Annotated in this window: 14 protein-coding genes; 2 read left to right on the top strand and 12 right to left on the bottom strand. The window is 59.3% G+C overall.

The genetic code is table 11. The annotated features are described in order from the left end of the window. Positions 1–3: 3 nt before the first annotated feature. Genes ABLN94_RS00190 through ABLN94_RS00210 form a run of 5 tightly spaced genes read right to left on the bottom strand, consistent with a single transcriptional unit; the run spans position 4 to position 5,531 of the window. Positions 4–273 (bottom strand): K+/H+ antiporter subunit F, encoded by a 270-nt coding sequence (locus ABLN94_RS00190; RefSeq protein WP_170490478.1) that lies wholly within the window; start codon positions 271–273, stop codon positions 4–6. Then, a complete protein-coding gene (locus ABLN94_RS00195; protein ID WP_170490952.1) occupies positions 270–767 on the bottom strand; it encodes a Na+/H+ antiporter subunit E in 498 nt (165 codons plus the stop codon). Before ABLN94_RS00195 ends, ABLN94_RS00190 begins: the two co-directional genes overlap by 4 nt. After that, on the bottom strand, positions 767–2,308 hold the full coding sequence (locus ABLN94_RS00200) for a monovalent cation/H+ antiporter subunit D (RefSeq protein ID WP_352988064.1): 1,542 nt from the start codon (positions 2,306–2,308) through the stop codon (positions 767–769). Before ABLN94_RS00200 ends, ABLN94_RS00195 begins: the two co-directional genes overlap by 1 nt. Continuing rightward, a complete protein-coding gene (locus tag ABLN94_RS00205; protein WP_352988066.1) occupies positions 2,305–2,664 on the bottom strand; it encodes a Na+/H+ antiporter subunit C in 360 nt (119 codons plus the stop codon). The genes ABLN94_RS00200 and ABLN94_RS00205 overlap by 4 nt, the downstream gene beginning before the upstream one ends. Then, positions 2,664–5,531 carry a monovalent cation/H+ antiporter subunit A gene (locus ABLN94_RS00210; protein WP_352988068.1) on the bottom strand — a complete coding sequence of 956 codons (2,868 nt, stop codon included), beginning with the start codon at positions 5,529–5,531 and terminating at the stop codon, positions 2,664–2,666. Before ABLN94_RS00210 ends, ABLN94_RS00205 begins: the two co-directional genes overlap by 1 nt. A 224-nt stretch (positions 5,532–5,755) precedes the next feature. On the opposite strand from ABLN94_RS00210, the gene ABLN94_RS00215 reads away from it, so the two are divergent. Continuing rightward, complete coding sequence (locus tag ABLN94_RS00215) at positions 5,756–6,229, top strand: rhodanese-like domain-containing protein (protein ID WP_352988070.1); 474 nt, start codon at positions 5,756–5,758, stop codon at positions 6,227–6,229. After that, positions 6,226–7,041: an alpha/beta hydrolase family esterase gene (locus ABLN94_RS00220; protein WP_352988072.1), complete on the top strand. Its 816-nt coding sequence runs from the start codon at positions 6,226–6,228 to the stop codon at positions 7,039–7,041. Before ABLN94_RS00215 ends, ABLN94_RS00220 begins: the two co-directional genes overlap by 4 nt. Here the strand turns inward: ABLN94_RS00220 and mdoH are convergent, their stop codons facing one another. From mdoH to ABLN94_RS00255, 7 genes are all read right to left on the bottom strand, one after another. Continuing rightward, entirely contained in the window at positions 7,042–8,910 is a 1,869-nt protein-coding gene (mdoH, locus tag ABLN94_RS00225) for a glucans biosynthesis glucosyltransferase MdoH (RefSeq protein WP_352988074.1), read from the bottom strand. Then, positions 8,907–10,406: a glucan biosynthesis protein gene (locus ABLN94_RS00230; RefSeq protein ID WP_352988076.1), complete on the bottom strand. Its 1,500-nt coding sequence runs from the start codon at positions 10,404–10,406 to the stop codon at positions 8,907–8,909. Before ABLN94_RS00230 ends, mdoH begins: the two co-directional genes overlap by 4 nt. Further along, positions 10,403–11,620, bottom strand: a complete 1,218-nt coding sequence (locus ABLN94_RS00235; protein WP_352988078.1) for an OpgC family protein — start codon at positions 11,618–11,620, stop codon at positions 10,403–10,405. The genes ABLN94_RS00230 and ABLN94_RS00235 overlap by 4 nt, the downstream gene beginning before the upstream one ends. 36 nt (positions 11,621–11,656) lie before the next feature. Beyond that, a complete protein-coding gene (locus tag ABLN94_RS00240) occupies positions 11,657–13,027 on the bottom strand; it encodes a tetratricopeptide repeat protein (RefSeq protein WP_352988080.1) in 1,371 nt (456 codons plus the stop codon). Between the two features lie 181 nt (positions 13,028–13,208). Further along, positions 13,209–14,393 (bottom strand): CaiB/BaiF CoA transferase family protein, encoded by a 1,185-nt coding sequence (locus ABLN94_RS00245; protein ID WP_352988082.1) that lies wholly within the window; start codon positions 14,391–14,393, stop codon positions 13,209–13,211. Continuing rightward, on the bottom strand, positions 14,380–15,999 hold the full coding sequence (locus ABLN94_RS00250; protein ID WP_352988084.1) for a thiamine pyrophosphate-binding protein: 1,620 nt from the start codon (positions 15,997–15,999) through the stop codon (positions 14,380–14,382). The genes ABLN94_RS00245 and ABLN94_RS00250 overlap by 14 nt, the downstream gene beginning before the upstream one ends. Positions 16,000–16,078: 79 nt before the next feature. Continuing rightward, positions 16,079–16,537, bottom strand: a complete 459-nt coding sequence (locus tag ABLN94_RS00255; RefSeq protein WP_352988086.1) for a DUF302 domain-containing protein — start codon at positions 16,535–16,537, stop codon at positions 16,079–16,081. Positions 16,538–16,562 lie beyond the last annotated feature (25 nt).

Genomic DNA, 16,562 nt, shown 5'->3' on the forward strand with positions numbered 1-16,562 from the left:
CCCTCACTCGATGATGTTGCCGCGCAGCATGAAGCGCGCATAGGCCACGGTTGAGACAAAGCCGAGCATGGCGATGATCATGGCGGCCTCAAAGAAAATCTCGGTGCCCAAGGCCAATCCGTACAGGATCATCAGCGCGATGGTGTTGATCACCATCGTATCCAGAGCCAGAACGCGGGTGCCGACCCCCTCGGCCGAGATGATCCGATAGAGGCACAGCATGATGGCCGTTCCAAAACAGGCGAAGGCAAACCAGATCGCAACTCCGATCATTCGAAAATCTCCTTCAGACGGCGCTCATAGCGTTGTTTGATTTGATCTCGTACTGCGTCAGGGTCGGGTGCGTCCAGACAGTGAACCAGCAGGTTATGCCCCTGCGCCGAGAGGTCAGAGCTGACGGTGCCGGGGGTCATGGTGATGGTTCCGGCCAGCACAGTGATCGCCTCAGGTGTGCGCAGTTCCAGCGGAATGCAGATCCAATTGGGTTGCCGGTCGGCGTCACGTTTGAACAGGATGATGCGGGCCACGGTGATGTTGGCGATCACGATATCCCAGAGCACCACCAGCATGTATTCCACCACCATCGGCCAATTGCGCAGCTTGGGGCGGTCGGGCCAGTAGGGTTGCGTGATGAAAGGGATGATGATCCCCAGGATCAGGCCAAAGACCAGAGAGTTCAGCGACCCGTTATTGGCTAGCAGAACCCACACGACCGTTAGCAGGAAGGTCAGGTGAGGGTGAGGAAAAATCCGGTGCAGAAGCCTCATCATTCTTCTCCTCCCAATACGGCCGAGATGTAATCTTCGGGGGTGAACAGCTGTTCGGCCGTTTTGCCAGCGTAGTTTAATGCAGGTCCCGCGAACAAGGTCAGCATAACAAGGCCCAGGATGGCGCCAAAGACAGCTGTAAACGCGAGGCCAGGGTTTGGCTCGGGCGCGGGCTGGGCGGTGGCATTTTCGTCCTCGTCCTGAGGCGCGGGATTGTACTCTGCAGCATGACTTTTCCAGAAGATCAACGTGCCTGCGCGTGCCAAGCCGACAATGGTAACGAAAGACCCGATCAGGACTACAGCCCAGATCGCGTTTGCATCCGGTGCATCACGCGCTGCGTCCAGCACCAGAAGTTTGCCGATAAAGCCGGACAACGGCGGCATACCTGCCAGCGCGATCGCGCCCACAAAGAACAGGGCCGAGATCAGCCCGCTCTGCGGCATCGGTGCTTTGGGTGTTATGGCTCCACCCCTGCGCTCCATCACCAGATCGGCCACAAGGAACAGCAACGCTGTCGCAAGGGTCGAATGATAGATGTAGTAAAGCGCGGCGACAGTGGCGGTTTCCGTGAACAGCGAAATTGCGATCAGCAAGGTACCCATTGAGGCGATGGCGCAAAACGCGACCATTCGCGCAATGTGCTGTGCGCCCAAGATGCCGATTGTGCCAATAGCCAGCGTTACCATAGCGGCAGGTTGCAGCCAGGCGCCAACCAAACCCTGCGTTGCCTCGACTTCGGGACCGAAGCCCAGTGTGTACATCCGCAGGATCGAATAGGCACCGACCTTGGTCATGATCGCAAACAGCGCGGCCACGGGCAGGGGGGCGTTCGCATAACTTGCCGGTAGCCAGAAATGCAGCGGTAGAACGGCAGCCTTTATGCAGAACACCAAGAGTAAAAGAACCGCACCCACACGCAGCAGAGCCGTATCATCCGCGGGCAGCTCAGCGACGCGAACTGCCATATCCGCCATGTTCAGTGTTCCGGTCACGCCATAGAGCGTCCCCAGCGCAAACAGGAACAGGGTCGAGCCGATCAGGTTATACGCAACATATTGCACCCCGGCCTTCAGCCTTACAGACCCACCCCCATGCGTCATCAAGCCGTATGAGGCGATCAGCAGAACCTCGAAGAACACGAATAGGTTGAACGCGTCGCCGGTCAGGAAGGCACCACAAACACCCATAAGCTGAAAGTGGAGCAATGCGTGGAAATGCTTGCCACGCTCGTCCCAGCCGGATGCGATAGCATATAGCACAATGGGCAAGGCCAGCAGGGCGGTCAGCAGTACCATCATGGCCGACAAACGGTCCAAAACCATGACGATGCCAAAGGGGGCGGGCCAGTTGCCTAACTCATAGACCTGAATATCCCCACCCGCGGCCTGCGCGGTAATGGTCAGGGCAATGCCCAGCAAACCCACGACACCAGCGACCGAGAAGATACGCTGCAGGTCCAGATGGTATCTCAGGACCATGATGATGAACGGAGCCAGGATCGCGGGCAGGACGATCGGCGCTACGATCCAGTGATTCATGCGTCTTCTCCTGCGCCGTCCACGCTGTCCTGCGCGGTCATGTCGATATGGTCATCTTTCGAGGACAGGTAAGCGGACAGGGCGATCATCACGATCACCGCCGTCATCCCGAACGAGATCACGATGGCTGTCAGCACCAGAGCTTGCGGCAACGGATCGGTGTAGGGGACGTCTTCGTATTTGTTCAGAACGGCAGGTGCGTCCAGTGCCAGCCGCCCGGTTGCGAACAGGAACACGTTCACCGCATAGGTGATTAGCGATAGCCCGAGGATCACGGGGAATGTGCGGCGGCGCAGGATCAGGAAAATCCCGGCGGCGGTCATGATGCCTACGGCTGAGGCTACGAGCGCTTCCATCAGGCCTGCTCCTTCTTTTCTTCTTCTTTCAGGTCGTCCCGCAGCGGGTTGATGTCCATCGGGAATTCCTGTGCCATACCGGGCTGCCAGGCAAATCGCGACAGGCTGTCCAGTGCCAGCATCACCGCGCCCAAAACCGCGAGGAACACTCCCGTGTCGAACAGGATGGCAGTGGCCCATTCAAACTCTTCCAGTGGTGGCCAGTTGAGATAGCCAAAATCGCTGGTCAGGAATGGGCGTTCGTTGAACCAGGCGCCTATGCCGGTCGCTGCCGCGATCAGAACGCCCCAGCCGATAGTCCCGTGGTAATAGAACCTCTGCCGTTCGATGGCCCACGTATAGCCACTGGCCATGTATTGCATCAGGAACGCAATTGCGACGACCAGGCCGGCGATGAACCCGCCGCCCGGTTGGTTGTGACCGCGGAAGAAGATGTAGGCCCCGACCATCAGGGCAATCGGCATCATCACGCGGGTCGCCACAACCATCATCAGCGGATGTGAGTCCCCCGATTGCGGCCAGTGCGGCTTGCGGTTCAGCAAATAGGCACGGACATTCGAACCCAGAACGGACTCGGTCAAGGCGAAGATGATCAACGCGGCGATACCCAGAACGATGATCTCGCCAAAGGTATCAAAGCCCCGGAAGTCCACGAGGATCACGTTGACCACGTTGGTGCCGCCACCGCCCTTGTACGAGTTCGCCAGATGGAAGTCCGAGATCGTCGGAAAGGCGAAGTCTCGCAGCATCAGCGCGTAGATCAACGCACCGGTGCCAAGACCAGCCACGACCGAGATCGCTGCATCCCGCCAGCGCCGCGCGGCACTGCTGTCCCATGGTGTGTCCGTGGGCAGGAAGTTCAGAGACAGCAGCAACAGGATCATCGTCACCACTTCGACCGAGATCTGCGTCAGTGCCAGATCCGGGGCCGAGAGGTAGTTGAACGCCATTGAGACGATCAGACCAACCACACCGATCAACACCAACGAGAGTAGGCGGTTGCGATGGAACCACATGATCGCCAGCGTCGCGCCCACCAGACAAATCCAGCCGATAAACGGGATGACTTGGATGGGCAGGGGGTCGCGGGTCACAGGACCAATCGTGCCGGTTGTGTAGGCGTAGTAGCCAAGCCCCAGGGTGAAGGCGACGAGGATGATCGCATAGCGGCTGATCACACCATTATGCAGCGTGTCGGTGATCCAACGGCTGAGCGTGGTCAGCACGCCGATGATGGCCTCGAAGATAACCTTGGCTTCGGGGCGAGGCAGGGAGTTCCACAGTTGCTCTCCGCGGCGGTGCAGGCCCAGCAGGAACAAACCGCCCAACGTGGCCACAATCGACATGAAAAGCGCGGGCGTGAAGCCATGCCACAGTTTCAGCGAGTAGTAGGGCAGCTTCTCTCCGCCGATCACGGCGCTCGAAACGACCGCGACCAGAGGTCCGACGATCGCCGCCGAATAGAGGCCAATCAGAACGACCAGCACCACAAGGAAGGCCGGGGCCAGCCAAAGACCAACCGGCGGGTCATGGGGGGGGTGCGGATAATCGGTGCGCTGCGGGCCAAGGAAGACATGACTGATAAAGCGGAAGGAATAAGCCGCCGAGAACAGCGCTGCCAGCAGCGCGAGACCGGGTACGAGGTAGTGTGAGTTCAGCCAAGTGGTGTGGACGGTCTCTTCCAGCATCATTTCTTTTGACAGGAAGCCGTTCAGCGGTGGCAGGCCTGCCATGGACAGGGCGGCAATGATGCCGATGGTAAAGGTGATCGGCATCAGGTGGCGCAGCCCGCCCAGACGTTTGATGTCGCGGGTTCCGGTTTCGTGATCAACGATCCCGGCGGTCATGAATAGCGCGCATTTGAAGGTTGCGTGGTTGATGATGTGGAACACCGCTGCCACGGCGGCAAACTTGGTGCCAAAGCCCAGCAGCATTGTCACCAGACCCAGATGCGACACGGTCGAAAACGCCAAAAGCGCCTTCAGGTCATCTTTGAACAGTGCGATGTAGGCTCCGATCAACATGGTCACCAGACCCGTCGTCGCGACGATGTAGAACCACGCATCAGTGCCGGCCAGAACCGGCCACATTCGTGCCATTAAGAACAATCCGGCCTTCACCATCGTTGCCGAGTGCAGATAGGCCGAAACCGGCGTCGGCGCGGCCATTGCGTGGGGCAACCAGAAATGGAACGGGAACTGCGCCGATTTGGTGAAACAACCAAGCAGGATCAGTATCAACGCGGGCATGTAATAGGGCGAGGCCTGGATCAGTTCTTTGTTCTGCAGAATGACGCTGAGGTCGTAGGAGCCTACGATATTGCCAAGGATCAGCATCCCGGCGATCATCGCCAACCCACCGCCGCCGGTCACAGCCAGCGCCATGCGTGCGCCTTGGCGGCCCTCGGGTAGGTGTTTCCAATAGCCGATCAGCAGGAATGAGCTGAGCGATGTAAGTTCCCAGAAAATAAGCAGAAGAAGAACGTTATCAGACAGAACAATTCCGACCATCGCGCCCTGAAACAGCAACAAATAGGTGAAAAATTGCCCCATCGGGTCCTCACGCGACAGGTAGAACCGCGCATAAAGGATGATCAGCAAACCGATCCCCAGGATCAGCAGCGCAAATAGAAACCCAAGCCCGTCCAGCATGAAGTTTGCATTCAGACCGAGTGCCGGTATCCACTCAAACCGTGCGGTTACAACTTCTCCGCGCATGACCGAAGGGATGTGGATCAACAGCCCCATAAGAGCCAGAAAGGTGGTCAGCCCGGCGGCTGATGCTGCTGCGTTTCGTCCTGCCCGGATCAGGAGGGCTGGAAAAACAGCTCCGAGGAAGGGAAGGGCCGCGATGAGGAATAGGGACAAGTGCGATACTCCGGTCTGAGCGGTCAAAAGTAGTATTAATTTTGTAAGGATAATTTTCTAAGTGTCCAGCTATTGCAAGACTTTCACTCAGTTCTAGGGCTGTGATTAGACCACAGTTTTGGGTGCGAAAAAATGACGCGAACTTGATCCTTAAGCTGAATTTCGACGCGGATTCGAAATCAGGGCTGTGGTAAACACGATGCGTCGGATCAGGAGGATGCCGCTTGTCAGAAAAAGCGAACCGAACACGCCGATGGGTTCTGTTGGGCGGCGGCGCGGCCATCGCCGCAGGTTTTGCCATTCGGGAATACCGCCTGATCCCCCAGGACTATGTAGGCGGAAAGCTGAGCGTCACAGACGCGCATCAACGGGCGTTGTCTGGCGATATCCTTTTGGTGGATATCCGAACACCGCGCGAATGGCAGGCCACTGGGATTGGCAAGGGAGCGCATCCGTTGGACATGCGCCGCGAGGATTTCGAGCAGGCATTGGCAGAGCTGATTGGAGGAGACCGCGCAACTCCGGTTGCGCTGATATGCGCGCGCGGTGTGCGATCAGCCCGCCTGAGCAACCGCTTGACCGAGGCGGGGTTTACAAACGTCATTGATGTGCCCGAGGGCATGCTGGGGTCGGCCGCAGGGCCGGGATGGGTGCGTGCCGGGCTGCCGGTTGAGTACAATACAGGAGAGACAGGATGATCCGGGCATTCACGTTGGTAACCGGGTTGGCACTAACAGCTCAGGCGACACTGGCCGCTTGCGCCGATCGGGAGGGTATGTGTGAAACCGCGTCCGGTGGCTATCACATAGAGCTACCCGAAGCGGAAAATCCGCCCTTGGTGGTGTTTCTGCACGGTTATGGCGGCTCGGCGACCGGCACCCTGAAGAACCGCAATATGGTCGAGCCGCTCTTGGCGCGGGGTTACGCGGTGATGGCACCCGAAGGGTCTGAAAGGAATGGCCGCCAAAGCTGGAACTTTTTTCCCGGATGGGAAGGGCGCGATGAACCCGCCTTCTTGTCCGAGGTAGTTGAGGACGCCTCGGACCGCTTTGGCGTGGATGCTGACCGTGTGGTTCTGGGCGGATTCTCGGCGGGCGCTTTCATGGTTTATTACCTCGCCTGTGCGGCACCTGATACGTTCTCGGCCTATGTGCCGGTGTCCGGTGGGTTCTGGCGCCCACATCCCGATAGCTGCGAAGGTCCGGTGCGGATGTTTCACACTCACGGTTGGACCGACAATGTGGTGCCTCTGGAGGGGCGCATTCTGGGCGGGGGGCGGTTCCATCAGGGGGACATTTTTGCAGGCCTGGAAATCTGGCGTGTCGCGAATGAATGCGTCGACACCAAACCCAGCGGCTTTGCCACCGCCGGCCAATTCATGCGCCGTTACTGGAGCGGATGCGCCGAGGGCAGCGCGTTGGAATTTGCGCTGTTTCCCGGCGGTCACAATGTACCGCAGGGTTGGGCGGATATGATGGTCGATTGGTACGAAGGCCTGCCGGGCGGGTAGTCACTCGGCAGGGGTCATTACGCCTTTGCCTTCGATCAAGCGCTTCAATTCATCCCGATGACGCCGGGCCGAGCGGGTGATGGCAGGCTCGCGGACATCCTCTTTCATCCCGACCACGCGGCGGGCGGCTCCGGCCGAAACACCGCTGAGCGCGGACAGAGGGATCGCCAGCGCAAGGCTGATGGCGATCGGAGCTAGCCAAGCCGATACGAGGCCCGAAAGGATGCCAACGCTCAGCGCGATGCCGCTGATGGTTTCCAGCGTGTGGCACATGACCAGCGTTTTCAGGCCATAGCTGCCGCCATCCCTCGCCTGCGGGGACCACCCTTTTTGCAGGCCCAGAGCGGTGCGGAAAACCGCGATCATCTGCTGCACCATCAGAATTGGGGCATAGAGGATCGAAAGGATCACCTCGGCGAGAAAGGAGGTCAGGAATTTTGAGCCGCCGCCGAAATCCGCGTATCGCACACCGCTGAGGGGCAAGGCCAGAACACCTAACACTTTCGGGGCCAGCAACATAGCGTACATCACCAGAATGATCAGCACGTGACGGGTTTCCGTCATCTCGGGCCATTGCGGGAAGAGCGGGTTGTCGGGGCTGAAATAATGCAGGACAGACGCGTCCTCGCCCTGACCGATCAGCGCCCACATCACCAGCAGCGCAAACCACAGCGGGGACATCAGGTATCCTACCGCACCATGAAACATGTGGAACCGTGTCACGGCGCGGAACCCAGCCGAGCCCAGCAGCTTCAGGTGTTGCAGGTTGCCCTGACACCAGCGGCGATCACGCAGCGCGTGGTCGATCAACGTGGGTGGAGTTTCCTCATAAGAGCCACGAATACGAGGCAGAAAACGCACACCCCATCCGGCGCGGCGCAGCAGACCAGCCTCGACGAAATCGTGGCTCATGATCAGCTTTTCCTGACCGTTGAAGGCACGCAGCTTCGGCAGACCCGCACTCGAAGCGAAGGCCTTGGTTCGGATGATGGCGTTATGACCCCAATAGTTGCCTTCCTGCCCGCACCAGCGCGCCAGACCTTCGGCAAAGGCGATGCCATAGACACCATTGGCAAATTGCTGCATCCGGGCAAAGACCGATTGCGCACCGATCAGTTGCGGGTAGCTCTGGATCAAACCTGCACCCGGATCGCGCGCCAGTGAGTCCGTTAGGCGCAGGATGGCGCGGCCGGTCATCAGGCTGTCGGCGTCCATTACCAACATAGCGTCCCAATCCGCGCCCCAGCGGCTGACCCAGTCAGCAATATTGCCCACCTTTCGGTCCTTATTTTCAGCACGGCGGCGATAATACAGCTCTAGCCCAGGGGCGAGGGTGGTGCGCAGCGCCTCGATACTGGCCTGCTCCTGTGCCGCGATCTCGGTATCGCGGGTGTCGGACAGGATGAACATCGCATAGTGGTGCTGGCCGCCACGCGCACGCAGGTCCTCAAGCATGGTGCGGGCATTGCCCAGCACGTTCCACGGCACTTCGTTGTAAACCGGCATCAACAAAGCAACGCGCAGAGGCTGCGGTCGCCCCTCGCGTTTCGGTTGCTCTTGCCGCGACAGGGACACCATGCCCAGCAGAACGGTGCAGACCGTGAAGGAAATCCAGAAGAAATTAAACGAGATCAGCGCCAGCAGGATCGCTTCGATCAGGTTGATGCCTTCGGCTCCGAACCAATCGCTCATCACCCAGAGCAGGCCCAGAGTCGCTGCCATAGCGGGTGAAAACGCCAGAGCGCGCCAGAATCCAGCGGAAGGGTTTTTTCCCTCGGGCACCTGCGCGTCCCGGAAGCCCGTGCTAAAATCCTGCGCGGGCATGGCCATGGGCGCCTCGGGCGGCATGATATGCAAATCTTGGGTCATGCGGTCCAACGGTAGAGCCAGACCTCAGAGGCCGGCTGTTTGTCCTTCAGCAATTGCGCACGCAGTTCTACGTGGTTGCGCTCGCCCGGTTCGAACGAAAACGCCAGCCTCAGACCACCGGTGTCGGGGTTGCGTTGCAGCACGCCCTCGGAGGTTTCGGCATGGGGCGAATCCACAAAGACGGTCATCGCTTCGGGGTCGTCGAACAGCTCGCTTTCTTCAAAGTCGATGACGGCCAGACGCCCTTCACCAAATGTGTTTTCACCCATCGCTGTGTTGATTACGCGCGGCATCGGGGTGCGCTGAGGTTCTTCACCCCAGATTAGGCGATAAGACAGGTCGACTTGGCTTCCTGCTGCATAGGGTTCCATTGGACGCCAATAGGCGACGATGTTGTCATAAATTTCCTGATCGGCCGGAATTTCGACTAGCGTTACGGTGCCTTTACCCCAGTCGCCGTTGGCCTCGACCCATAGGCCCGGGCGTTTGTGGTAGTTCGCCTCAAGATCGGCGTAATCCGAGAACTTGCGTTTCCTCTGCATCAGCCCGAACCCGCGCGGGTTCATATCGACGAAGGACGAAATCTGTAGGCGCGTTGGGTTTGCCAGCGGTCGCCACAGAACTTCTCCGGCACCGTTGCGGATCATCAGGCCGTCGCTGTCATGGACGGCGGGGCGGAAATCGTCAAACCGGCTGTGGTTGGTCTGGTCGAACAGGAACATCGAGGTTCCGGGCGCGATGCCGACATGAGGCAATTCCTCGCGGGGGAACAGGGTGGCCTCGATATCCATGACGCAATCCGCGCCTGCGGTGACGTTGAACCGATAGGCACCGGTTACGCTGGGGCTGTCCATCAGCGCGTGGACGACCATTTCACGCTGACCGGGTTTCGGGCGCTCCAGCCAGAAGCGGATGAATTCGGGGAACTCCTCGCCATCCGGGTCGCCGGTTTTCAGGGCCAGACCGCGGGCGGACAGGCCGTAGACTTCGTGCAGGCCAATGGCGCGGAAATAGCTGGCTCCTTGCCAGACGCAGAATTCGTCGGTCTTGCCGGGTCGGTGCATTTCGGTGCGCAGGCGCAGGCCGGAAAAACCCAGCGTGTCGTCGATCGGCAATTCCGGCACGTCCTCGGATTTGTCGAACATGCTCAGGTCAAAGGCGACAGGCGAGGCCATCCCGTTTTCGACTGTCATCACCTTAACCGTACGCGGGAAGTACAGGCCGGGGGTGAAAAAATCGACGTTGAAAGGCGTCTCGGTCTCATACCACAGCGCGCGGTCCAGGCGGAACCGGATCGAGCGGTATTGCTGGTACGTCAGGTCCTGCCATTCCTGCGGCACCATCTCGCGCTCAGCATAGGGGCGGCTCGCCAAATCCCGGGCCATCGCGATGACGTCATTGCGGTCAAAGGGGGTGTCCCCACCGGTGGCAAATGTGGCTGGCGCAAAGGCAAGCGCCGAAGTTGAGGCCAGAAATGCGCGACGTGTGAAATTCATTTTTTCAACTTCCAAGGTTGTGACTTAAACCAAGCGGCCATGTAAGCAACGCCGATGATCATCGCAAATCCAATCATGTTGGCGACGAACACACTGGCAACATCCCGCCCACTCAGGTCTAGCCCGACGCCAATAAGCCGTGCTGCCGCCATGGAAAATACGAACACCGCCAGTGATTGCTGCCCGACTTTGGTGATCACGGTCAGCAGGAATTGCCAGACCTTGGCGGCGGCTCCTTGCCCCGTTGCGATCAGGCGGTGGCCGTGTTCGCCGGCAACGACCCAGCCCAGATAGGCCAGTGACAGGAAGTGGAGGTACCGGAACAGGCCAAAATCGGTCTTGTCGCGGAGCTCTTTTGTTACAGGCCAGACCTTGCGGATTTCGTCGGCCAAATCAGGGGCCGCCGCGTTGATCCAGGTGAATACCTTCCACGATCCGAACGGCATCGAGAAAATCAGGAATAGCGCCGCCGCCCAGATCAGGGTTTTCGACACCGGAGGCGCCGGAATCCAGCCGCGCATGAACGCAAAGCCGGTGAAGAACAGCAATTGCCAGCCGAACGGGTTGAAGAACCACTGGCGGTTCGACCACGGTTCGGCCGGAAGGTCCAGGACGTCAGTCTGAGCCACCAGCCAGAGTGTGACCGACGCCATAGCAACTGCCCAAAATCCGATCCGTGACAGCCCCATGACCAGCGGCATCATCGCCAGAACCACCAGATACATCGGCAGGATGTCAAAGTAGTTGGGCACATAGGTCAGAGTAAACAGGCCGACGATCTGCGGGGCAGGGTCGTTGAAGAAATGCTGCAGATTTAGCGCAGAGATATAGTCTTTCTCAAACAGTCCGCTTTGGTTCAGCGCGGCCATGGACATGGCAACAAAGAAGAACAGCGCGATATGTGCCCAGTAAACCTGCCAGATTCGAAAGGAGACACGGGCAGTTCCCATCCACCATCCTTTGCGCGCAAAGGCTCCGCCAAAGGCGATGGCCGAGGCCATGCCCGAACAGAACACGAAGATTTCGGTTGCGTCCGAGAAGCCAAACCGCGCGGGAATCCATTTTGCCCAAGGGTCGTTCGGGATATGCGCGATCAGAATGATGAACATCGCGATTCCGCGATAAAAATCCAGTCGCGGGTCGCGCACGCTTGCAGGGGCGGCCACCGAGGCCGCCACAGGCGCGAAATCAGAAGCGGGCGAAGCAGTCGCCATACTTATTCTGTCCTTCTTTGGTCTTTTTTTATTTTGTTATTCAGCCGGGACGCTTTGTGCGTCTCCGTCGTCACGTGCCGCGTCGATCAATGCGCGGCGCGCCAGAGCGTAATTGTCCTCGCCACCGGCACGTTTGGCGCGACGATCGTCCAGGATGCGCTCGACAGCATCCAGACGGCCTGCGCGCAAGCCGGAATCAATTGTGATGCGCTCGAATACATCACGTTGGGCGTGGCTTCCACCTGCCAGTTGCATACCATTGCGCGCGCTCGATAAAAAGTCGAATGCGGCGCCGTAGAGGCCGTCGCCAAAGGCCTCAAGCCCTTTGGCTGCCGCGACGCCCGGATCGGACATGCGGATTGGGGTATCCCCCTGATTGCGCTGCGCGTCCTTCTGAATGCGCTGCAATATCTTGCTGGTCGCCTGGGTTCGGTTGTCTCCGGTCAGCGCCAGCAGATAGTGAAGATCGGCAAAGATCAGGCAGCCATCCTCGGTTCGGGCGGCGCTGAGATCGGCCAGCTCTTCCCACCTGTTGCCCACATCGATGCCTTCAAGTTCCATCCGCGAGAGCAGCGAAGTCGCGTTCGAGATATCGCGGTAGTCGTCGGTTTTGTCCTGACGGATGTAGTTGTCATACAGTTCCATCACCTGATCGACCTGACCCAGGTCCAGATGCATCAGCGCTTTGTGCCACCAGACGTGATAGCGGAAGTTGTTGCAGTGGGTCCAAGCATCTTCGCGCCCGGCCAGCCAGTCCAGACCCAGCTGCGCGTTGCCCATCATCTCATGCACGTGGGCTACGGCGTGCAGACCCCAGGCGTCATCGGACACCATCCACAGCGCCTGACGTCCGGCAATTTCGGCCTTTTCATAGGCGCCGGTTTCCTCCAGTGCGAAGGAGTGGCAACCCAGCAGATATCCGCGCCCGGCGTGGTCCGGCGCATAGGCGGGCATCACACGTTCAATGGACCGACGCATGCCTGCCGCATCGCCCAGAACGAACCGTGTGGCGTGGCTGAGCTTCATCGCCAACGTATCCTCGGGGTGGGCGCGCAGGATCTCTTCGAACTTCTGCACCGCTTGCGAGGGCAGGTCGGCCAAATACAATTCCAATGCCCGAATGTAGAGCTTTTCACGCGCCGAAATCGGTTGCCGTTCCATGGCTGCATTCGCCGCCGTCAAAGCTTCGACCGCAACCGCTGTCATCTCACGCCGACCCAGCAGAACCATGAACAGACCTTTGATCGCATGTCCCAGCGCAAAGTCAGGCTCAAGCTCAAGCACTTTGCCCAGATGTTCCGGAGTGCTGGCCGAATGCGCCATGAACCCAAGCAGGACACCGTTCCACGCCTCAACACTTGCCGGGTGGCCGAGGGTGTTCATCTGTCCGAAAACATCTTGTTTCATGCGATTGGTCCGATCCAGTTATAAATTTCTACAATAATGGATGTAGCAGAGACTTTAACGGCGTCGTATCAGTATCGCCGCTGCTCTCGAATTGGTGAAAAGCTGTGTGTGGAAAACTTGAAAAAAACCGCCGATTCAACGGCATGTTTCAGCAACATGCCGCCGAATTAGGCATTGTGTTTCAATCTTCGAACGGGTTTTCCGCGTTCAGGACCGTCTGAGTGTCCGCCCCGAATTCCGGCGGAGCGCTGCGGTACGTGACCGGTGTGCGCGAAAATTTTAGCGGGTTTCCGATCAGATTTACCTCGCCCGGGCCGGCCTGCATGGTGATCTGCATTTGCCGTGCCGCGACCTGATCCGAAGCAAAAACCTGATCCAGAGTCCGTACCGGACCAACCGGTACTTTGCGCGCTTCAAGCTCGGCGATCACGGTGGCGGTGTCGTAGGATTGCAGCGCCGGGCGCAGTATCGCGTTGAGGGTTTCGCGATGCTCCAGCCGGGCTGGGTTGGTGGTATATCTCGGGTCGTCCGCCAGATCTGCGTGGCCGATAAACTCGCAAAAGCGGCGAAACTGACCGTCGTTCCCAACCGCCAGAATAACGTGGCCATCCGCGGTGTCATAGACCTCATAGGGCACGATGTTTGGGTGGGCGTTGCCGCGTCGCTGCGGCACCTGGCCCGAGGTCAGATAATTCACGCCCTCATTGATCAGCCACGACACTTGCGTATCAACCAAGGCCAGATCGATCTGCTGGCCCTCGCCGGTCTGATCCCGATGACGCAAGGCGGCCAGAATGCCGACTGACGCGTACATCCCGCACACGACATCGGCAATGCCTACAGCCACCTTCATCGGTTGACCTTCGGCATCGCCGGTCAGAGACATGATCCCGCCATACCCTTGCGCCATAAGATCATAACCGGGTTTCGAGGAGTTCGGACCGGTTTGGCCATAGCCCGAAATCGAGCAATAGACCAGGCTGGGGAACTCTTGCGACAGTGTCGCGTAATCCAGCCCGTACTTCGCCAGCCCGCCGGGTTTGAAATTCTCGATCAGGATATCAGCGTGCGAGGCCAGCCGTTTGATCTCGGCCTGACCTTCCGGCGAGGCAATGTCGAGGGCCACCGATTTCTTGTTGCGGTTGGCCGACATGAAATAGGCGCTCAGGTCCGAACGGTTGCCCTCGGCGTCCTCAACGTAAGGAGGGCCCCATTGCCGTGTGTCATCGCCCCCGGTGGCGGGGTTTTCGATCTTTATGACGGTCGCCCCCAGATCGCCCAATAGCTGCGTACAAGTTGGTCCGGCCAGAATGCGAGAAAGGTCCAATACTTTAATGCCCTTCAGCGGTCCTTCAGATGCGGCCATCATATCCTCCACGCTCGATTTCTGCGGCGATAACGGTAAAGCGGTCGGCCTTGACCGCCTGTTCAAGCGCCGACCGCAGTTCTGCGCGGTTGCGAACGGTATGTCCATAGCCACCAAAGGCTTGTCCCATGGCGGCAAAGTCGTGACGATCGAAATCGACACCCTTGTTGCCCATCTGACGCTGACGCTGTTTCAGCTCTATCAGGGCAAGGCTGGCATCGACGAACACCAGAAAGATCGGATTTCCGCCCATCTCGGCTGCGGTCGAAAGCTCGCCGGCAACCATAAGGAACCCGGCATCGCCCGAGAAACTGATGACCGGGCGGTCGGGCTCGGCCAGTTTCAGGCCGATGGCCATCGGGACCGCGCAGCCCATGGTGCAGAGCGCCGAGGACTGGATCAGCCCGCGTTCCTCGGAACAGTTCCACATCTGGCTCAACAGAATACGATGCGCGCCGCTGTCGGCGGTCGCCAGCGTTTCAGCAGGCAACGCAGCGCGGGTTTCTGCGATCACGGCAGCGGGCCCCCATACGTCATCGACGGGGAAGGCTTGCGCCAGTGCGGCCTTGACCTTAGCGGGCTCACCGCCCGGCCATGTTGCATGCGCGGGATTGCCCTTGGCGATGGCTTCCAATGTCCCTCCGGTATGCGCCACCAGATTCAGCCCGGCCTGATGCATGTAGTGGTCATTGACCACGGCTGAGATGTCGATGACTCGTTTGTCCTCGGGGTCCCAGATCTCGCGCCAGCCGGGGCGCATTTCGATCGGATCATAGCCCAGACACAGCACCAGATCGGCCTGTTCGACCAGCGGCACCAGATGTTTATCGGCCAGCGGCGACAGGCCCGCGCCGCCAAGACACAGGGGGTGATCCTCGGGCACCACGCCTTTGGCCTTGTAGGTGGTGACAAAGGGAATGCTGAAATGTTCCAGGAACGCCTGCACCACGTTGCGCGAGTCGTCATAGAGGACGTCCAGCCCGATAATTGCGATGGGCCGTTCGGCTTCGGCCACCCAACGGCGGGCCTTTTCAACGCAATTTCCCTCGGGCGCGACAGCGGCGGGTTTGGTCAGGCGGCGGCGTTTGACGTCCGAAACACGCATATCCGCGACCGAGATTGGCACGTCGATATGCACCGGGCCGGGGCGGGGTTGATTGGCCAGCGAAACCGCCTTGTCTGCGACGATATCGGCCCCCTGTGCGGTCAGCGTAAACGTCCCCTTAGTGATTGAGCGGTAGACCTGCGCATGATCCATGACCTGGTGGGTGTAGGTCAGCGCCTCATCCGCATCGACACAGCCGGTCAGAACGATCATCGGCACCCGATCTTGCAGCGCGTTGGCCACAACGTTGATCCCATTCATCGCGCCGGGGCCGAGGGTGGCCACCAGAATCGCAGGTGCACCATCGCGGTGATGCACGGCTTCAGCCATGAAACCTGCGGCGTTTTCATGCTTGGTCAGGTGGAACTTGATCCCTGCCTGTTCCAATGCATCCACCAGGGTCAGGACCTCACCGCCTGGCATGCCAAAGGCGTGACGGCACCCGGCCTCGTAAAGTCGTTGCGCCAACAGGTCAGCCGCGCGGGGGGAGAGGTCCTGCATCAGTAGTGCTCCGAAATTATTGTTGCACAGGAGATTGCGGAGGACGCGCCCGGACGCAAGCAGGTTCACGTCAGTGTGACTATTTGACGGCGGATTCCGCCACTGCCTGAAACTTTGTGTCAAGTTCCAGGGCAATTTCGCGCAGAGGCTCGCCACCCTCGTAGACATAGGGCGCAAACACAAAGCTCGGCGTTTTGTAAGAAAGAGTGGCGGTGCCGTCCTCGTTCTCGGTCACGTAAAAGCGGATAGGGGCCTCAATCATAGCGGGTACGGAAGTTTCCAGTACGCGCACGGCGTAGTCGTTGTTGAACGCACCGATCACCAGATTGCCGGGAATGGTGATGCCCCGGGCCGCAGCCGCTTTCGTCGGCCCTGCCTGCGTGACCACGATCAGACCGTTTTCCTTCACCGCAACCTTCGTGGCGGCAACAAGTTCGTCATAGCTTTTGTCTGTCGGATAAACCGCCCAGCCGGACCGGGGTTCTTCGGCCCAGGCAGGCACGACCAGACAGCAAAACAAAGCCCAAAGTACGCGCATTCGTGACACCTCCTACACCATGGCT

It is taken from the genome of Ruegeria sp. SCP11, from assembly GCF_040329455.1.
Classification (GTDB): Bacteria; Pseudomonadota; Alphaproteobacteria; order Rhodobacterales; family Rhodobacteraceae; genus Ruegeria; species Ruegeria atlantica_E.

Bases quoted from the DNA above. Each gene is read 5' to 3' on its own strand.
- ABLN94_RS00205 (WP_352988066.1), bottom strand. From the start codon at position 2,664: ATGGAAGCGCTCGTAGCCTCAGCCGTAGGCATCATGACCGCCGCCGGG.
- ABLN94_RS00195 (WP_170490952.1), bottom strand. From the start codon at position 767: ATGAGGCTTCTGCACCGGATTTTTCCTCACCCTCACCTGACCTTCCTG.
- ABLN94_RS00245 (WP_352988082.1), bottom strand. From the start codon at position 14,393: ATGGCCGCATCTGAAGGACCGCTGAAGGGCATTAAAGTATTGGACCTT.
- ABLN94_RS00200 (WP_352988064.1), bottom strand. From the start codon at position 2,308: ATGAATCACTGGATCGTAGCGCCGATCGTCCTGCCCGCGATCCTGGCT.
- ABLN94_RS00250 (WP_352988084.1), bottom strand. From the start codon at position 15,999: ATGCAGGACCTCTCCCCCCGCGCGGCTGACCTGTTGGCGCAACGACTT.
- ABLN94_RS00190 (WP_170490478.1), bottom strand. From the start codon at position 273: ATGATCGGAGTTGCGATCTGGTTTGCCTTCGCCTGTTTTGGAACGGCC.
- ABLN94_RS00255 (WP_352988086.1), bottom strand. From the start codon at position 16,537: ATGCGCGTACTTTGGGCTTTGTTTTGCTGTCTGGTCGTGCCTGCCTGG.
- ABLN94_RS00240 (WP_352988080.1), bottom strand. From the start codon at position 13,027: ATGAAACAAGATGTTTTCGGACAGATGAACACCCTCGGCCACCCGGCA.
- ABLN94_RS00230 (WP_352988076.1), bottom strand. From the start codon at position 10,406: ATGAATTTCACACGTCGCGCATTTCTGGCCTCAACTTCGGCGCTTGCC.
- ABLN94_RS00235 (WP_352988078.1), bottom strand. From the start codon at position 11,620: ATGGCGACTGCTTCGCCCGCTTCTGATTTCGCGCCTGTGGCGGCCTCG.
- mdoH (WP_352988074.1), bottom strand. From the start codon at position 8,910: ATGACCCAAGATTTGCATATCATGCCGCCCGAGGCGCCCATGGCCATG.
- ABLN94_RS00220 (WP_352988072.1), top strand. From the start codon at position 6,226: ATGATCCGGGCATTCACGTTGGTAACCGGGTTGGCACTAACAGCTCAG.